This window comes from Chryseobacterium sp. GP-SGM7, from assembly GCF_049166575.1.
GTDB lineage: Bacteria > Bacteroidota > Bacteroidia > Flavobacteriales > Weeksellaceae > Chryseobacterium.
Genome location: NZ_JBMHFF010000010.1, coordinates 1 through 5,538, shown reverse-complemented (window position 1 = coordinate 5,538; position 5,538 = coordinate 1). Strand labels below are relative to the sequence as shown.

At 37.0% G+C, this 5,538-nt stretch carries 3 protein-coding genes; all 3 read right to left on the bottom strand.

The window, feature by feature from the left end; all coding sequences use genetic code 11:
• Positions 1 to 1,580 (bottom strand): DUF6443 domain-containing protein (locus tag ACOOWA_RS18025; protein WP_421377334.1); only part of this gene is annotated, 1,580 nt, incomplete at its 3' end.
• Positions 1,581 to 1,586: 6 nt separating this feature from the next.
• The gene (locus ACOOWA_RS18020; RefSeq protein WP_421377332.1) at positions 1,587 to 4,697 is read right to left on the bottom strand and encodes a hypothetical protein; all 3,111 of its coding nucleotides are present in this window, start codon (positions 4,695 to 4,697) and stop codon (positions 1,587 to 1,589) included.
• A gap of 380 nt (positions 4,698 to 5,077) precedes the next feature.
• On the bottom strand, positions 5,078 to 5,538 hold a 461-nt coding region (locus ACOOWA_RS18015), incomplete at its 5' end, for a T9SS type A sorting domain-containing protein (RefSeq protein ID WP_421377330.1).

The following is a 5,538-nucleotide window of genomic DNA, read 5'->3' as shown; positions in this document are numbered from 1 at the left end:
TCGTTGTACTCGTTCTGAGCCAATATCTCTTCCGTATTGTTGTCTACTTTATGTTTATGGGTCAGCAACCGATTCTGATGATCGTAAGAGAAAGTCTCGGTGATTACTTTTTCGGTGTCGGTTGACAGTCTTTTGTGATAGGTTTTGGTCTGCAGTACCGCTCCCGAAAAATCAAGATCAGATTCTGTTTTGGTGTAGCCTTCCAAATGATTGATCGCGTAACTTCCGACAGGTCTTCCTTTGGTATCGTAGTAAGAGTAGCTTTTCGACCAGTTATCATCTTCAATATTTTTTACCAATGTCATTACGGGAAGGCTTTTGGTGCTTTTCCCCAATGTGGCAGCATTATCTGTTAAAACCGTTTTTCCGTAAATCGTAGAAGGAAAAGCAGGATTGAAGCTGTAAGAAGGATAAGTATCATAGTAATTGACATTCAAAATCCTCATGCTTCCTGTAGGAAAAGCATTTTTGGTGTAAAAAACATCCATTCCGTTCAGGTTAAAAGAGGTTTCACTTCTGGTTTCATTGTTTCCCGCATTAGCCACCATGCTGTTTATAGCGTTCTGCATTGCCTGTCTGGTTGCGGTATTGGAAAAGAAACCGGTATAGACTACTCTCCCAAACTGATCGTATTTGGTAAACATCCAGCCTTTGGCAGCGAAATTATTCGCAGTCGTTCTCAGGTTCGCATCCTGGGTAAGTACCAAACGATCCTGTTTGTCATATACCATATATTCCCATCCTTTTCCGGGAAGTTTTTTCTCTGCCAAACGATTTTCATTATCATATTTGTATTGATAACAGAGATTTTCTAAGTCTGACAGCGATAGCGTTGTAATGTTTGAGGCAAGAGGCGGAATGACGAAAGCAAGCTGATTGTATTCGTTGTACACGTAATACGTATCAACCTTGGTCGTCTCATTCAGCATTTTCCTTACCAGAAGAGTCTGTCCTTCTCCGTTTTTAAACTCTATGGTTTTGTTGCCGTCTTCATCCGTTACCGTATTTTTAAATAATTTATCAGCCTCGTAATTTACAATCTGGCTGAGAACAGAATTGGTAGCTCCATTTACTGTTGTCGTCGCTGTGGTATATTTTTTAACGGCATCATCAACGCTGTTGGCGCTATATTCAAATTTTACGGGTTTATCATTCCATGCATTTCCTACCTGCTTCTGTTCGAAAACCCTGCTTAAGGGTGAGCTTTCGAGAATCTTTTCAGCATATATTTTCTCAGAACCGTATGGTATGGGAGCGTTGGAAAGCGGAGCGTTGTAGATTCCGCCATTTAAGGTGTTAGATTGCGGAATGGGAAGGTAGTCTTTCAGCTGTCTTCCGTATTGATCGTATTCTATGTGTGATACAACATCTTTCCCTGTGGGAGATGCCTTCACATTCACTACCTGTTTGGGTCTCCCCAATCCATCTAAATACTGAACGGTTTCCAAGGTTTTTGGGTTGGAGAATGAAGGATCAGAAAGATAGGTCTTCGAGTATACATAGTTTTCTGTCTGGGTAAGCTGTGCCTGCGAAAAACCTGCAAGAAAAAGGGCGCTAACCGGGATTAATATTTTTTTCATCTGTTTTTATGGTTTATAGTTGTATTTGTATTCTTTAAGGGGTTTACCTTCTTCATCCACAATCTTTTCCAGCCTGTTGGCAGAATCATATTGGTAGATCTCCCTGATTCCTGATGGTGGCGTAAGGGTAGTCACTCCTATCAAAGGATCATAAGTCATGGTTGCCATCTGGAAATTCTTAAAGTTAACATCATTTCTGAGGGCATCCAAAGCGGCAATAAGACTGCTTTCGGTTGCAGGATTTGCAGCATCATTGTCTGATGCATTAATAATGGCACTGATTAACGAATTGTTTTTAATGTTATCATACAGCGCGCCTTCAATTTTAGCAATAGGCTGCGTCTTATGATATCCCCAAATAATAGAAGTGGGTATACCATTCTTTGTTGAATATTGCAGCAGATTTCCCTTATCATCATATTGATCATAAGTTAATTGGGTTTGTAAAAGATTATTCCTTTGCGATTCTTTAATGAATTTTGGCAGATAAGATACATTGTCAGACCATGTATTTGAATAATCTATTTCTTTGGTATTAACCAGAATATCATTCCTGAATGTTTCTATTTTTTTGACTTCAGAGATTCTGTTTTGGGAATAAACAGAGTTGTTTCCGGTATCATAGTAATACTTTGTTTTGATGTTGTTTCCATCGGTAGTTGCAACTATATGTTGGGCTATTTTTTTATTGGTGCTGTTATATTCAAAAGCTTCATTCTGCTCTGTCATTTTCTGAGTAGTTCCCTCGTAGAAATAACTTCTGCTAGTTTTATTGGTGAGTTTTGCCCAGCCGTATGCAGAAATTAACGGATAAAAATCGATATCATTAACCGGGGAAGTTCCCAATAAGTGAGATTTGGAAAAAGAGTTACAGGAAGAATTGCTGCATTCCATAATGGAGGGCTGTGCCAACTGTTGCGCTGAAAGATAGCCCTGAAAACTGTGAGTAGGCTTTAGCCTTCCCTGAAACAGCGTTCCATCCGGTCTGTTGAATCTGTATCCGTATGTTTTTTCATAATTTTCAAATGAGTAGCTGTTGAGCGTTTCAGTAAGCGGTCTGCCGGATTCATTTTTTACTCTTTCTTCCAGCAAAAGTCCTCTCTCGTAATCAATATTTTTAGAGGGTAGATAGGGTTTGGTGTAAGTAATTAATTCCGTTTCAGGATAATCAACAGGCGAGGTGAAAATCTGTTCCGTAGATCCTAATCCGGTTTCTGTAATCTTTACATTTCTATATCCCACGCTGCTTCCCTGTGTGAATACCTGTTCTTGATTTGATATAACAAATCTCGACAGATATTGGTAATCCTGATTATAGGATTGATATGAGGAATAAGGAGACATTTCGCATCGTGTTCCGGATTGCTTTAAAAATCTGTATTCCTCGAACCTTGGTTTTCCAAAAACCAGCGATCCGCTGCTTCTAAAACGGTCGGAAGGGAGATTATAATGATAGATCTTTTCTTTTGCAGCGGCTGTATTTTGATTAGGTATTTCGTAGTAATCCTGAGCTACATCATTACTAAAATATCCAATTTTTTTTATTCTGTTTCCACCTCCATACAGAAATTTATTATTCTGATTGAACTTATAATAGTTAACGCTCATGTTATCTGTGTCGGTATAATTCAGGTCAAAATTATGACGTTGAAGTACATACTGAGTGTTGGGTTCTAAAATAAATTCTTTACAGCAATTAGCTTCAGGCAACACACAGTGTATAGATCCTACAGGTACAAGTTGTCCGTTTACAATTTTAGAAATCTGGAACGTTCTCGTCCAGTTGCCAGAATTATTATCCAGGACAATACTGGGATATACTGTAATTTTCCTTTTTTCAGCAGAAACAGGTATATTTTGCGTACCTGAACTATTGTTAAAATAATATGGCACAGTCTCTATAAAAGTAACGTTATCAGGATTTTCGGCAAAATCAGTAACAGGCTCACTGCCTGAAAAAGAATATTGATTTGTTTCAAAAAGAAATACTGCAGACCCTTTGGTAGGATATTTAATCTTTTGTAGCAAATCATACGTGCTGACTTTAGGTGACGCCTCTCTCATGTATGTAATATCCTGTCCATTACAATTATCTGAATTATAAGTATTGAAATAGCCCCAAAAATCTCTTCCAAATACAGAAGGATTCCCTGAGGGACTGCTTCTTTTATAATAAAACTCGTGTTTTTCTGTTCCGGTTTGAGTAGGATAGCTCTTAACAATTGATTTTAAAAACAATCTTTTTACAATAATCTGATTATAGTCATAATCTAAAGTAAACTTTGATACAGGAGACTGGTTGATGTTTTTTAGCTGTATCTCCTTCAGGAACGGAGTGGTGGGATTTGTAGAATAATCATCCCTTCCCGTAAGATATGTAAAATCAATGATGGCTTTATCTGCTACAGTAATCGTTTTTATTTTTCTTGTTGTAACAATATTATTGCTGATGACCGTAGATTCCAGAGGTGGAATTTCACCCCAGCAGTTAGCATATTTCATAGCGTTCATGGTGGCATCATCATACTCATTTCTGGTTTTATTGTACTGAAGATTGTTTTCTTTAAAAACAGTATCATGGTATGAAATGTCAAAAACTGTTTTATTATTAGAGTCGATTACCTTTGTAAGATGAAATGAACTTCTAAATTCTTTTTCATCACTATGACTATTAGAACTGACGTAATTGTTGTTTTGAATTGTATGATGCAACCCGTCTGTTGATTTCACAGTAGTTTCATAAACATCAAAAATGTATTTATATCCCTTTTCGTCAAATATTGTAAAACCTTTAGGGGTGTAGGGCTGATTGTAGTAGGTCTCAAAATTAGGCTGAATACTGAGACGGTAATCATTAAGAGGTTCGGCAACTAATTGATTGTCTGTTTTTTTTAAATAAAAACTACCCGAGTTACCCATAAAATTAAATTGCCAAAGATCATGTTCCGTATCATACTTTCCGTTTTCTACAGTTTCCCAATAATATTCGTTGGCAGCGTTGGGATTATTTTGTTCAAAACCTACAGGATTTTGTAACCATTGATAATAGATATTATTATGATTGTTAATCGTAGTATGGTAAATTCCAACCTTGCCACTTTTATTAGTTCCTGCCATTACCAATTCTTCATCAGGTAAACCTTTAACAGTCCTGGATATAGTTCCTCCGGCAAAAACACTCCATCCTAGTCCAACATCTCCTGCAACGTTATCAGCTTTTACATTTCCCGGATGATATTTTAGCGAAATATCTAGTTCTATATCCTTGGAATTCGTAGAAAGTTTGTATAAAGGATGCTTATATCAGGAGTTCCAGTGTACCCACTCACAGCAACTTCTTCAAACTTCATTAATGAAGACGCCGTGGGAGATGGCGGGGTAACTTGAGGTAACTCTGTTTTTATGCTTTCTGTATTTAAAGCTTGCCCGTTTATATTTTCACATAGTAAAAAAAAGGTAATTAAATAGATTAATTGATGATATTTTTTCATTTGTATTTATTTTTTAATAATTTTCGCATTCGCAGTTTTCTCATCATCAGTTTTTACCACCACCAGATAAGCCCCCTGAATCAGATTCTGCGTATTCATTTTCGTCACTTTATTCTTAGTTTTCAGACTCTGAAGCTGTCTTCCTCCCATATCATAAAGAATAATATCAGCTTCTTTAAAATCAAACCCAACTTCTACATAACAATAATCTGATACAGGATTCGGATAGATTTTGATATTTTGTTTCTCAATCAGCTGATCAATCTGGCTGTCTCCCAATTTTACAATCTTCCAGTTTTCTTTGCCTAATTCTTCAGCACTCGTTCCCGCCAAAACAATCGAACCGTCTTTATTCATCTTCAAATCAGAAAGCCTTTCCTCTTTCTTTCTCGATTCTCCTTTTACATGTTTTCTCCATTGTTCATTCCCGTTATTGTCAACGTACAGCATCCAAAAAGTTTCATCAT

What these genes read in the sequence shown, in the direction of transcription:
- ACOOWA_RS18020 (WP_421377332.1), bottom strand. Translation starts at nt 4,697, where the DNA reads ATGGCAGGAACTAATAAAAGTGGCAAGGTTGGAATTTACCATACTACG.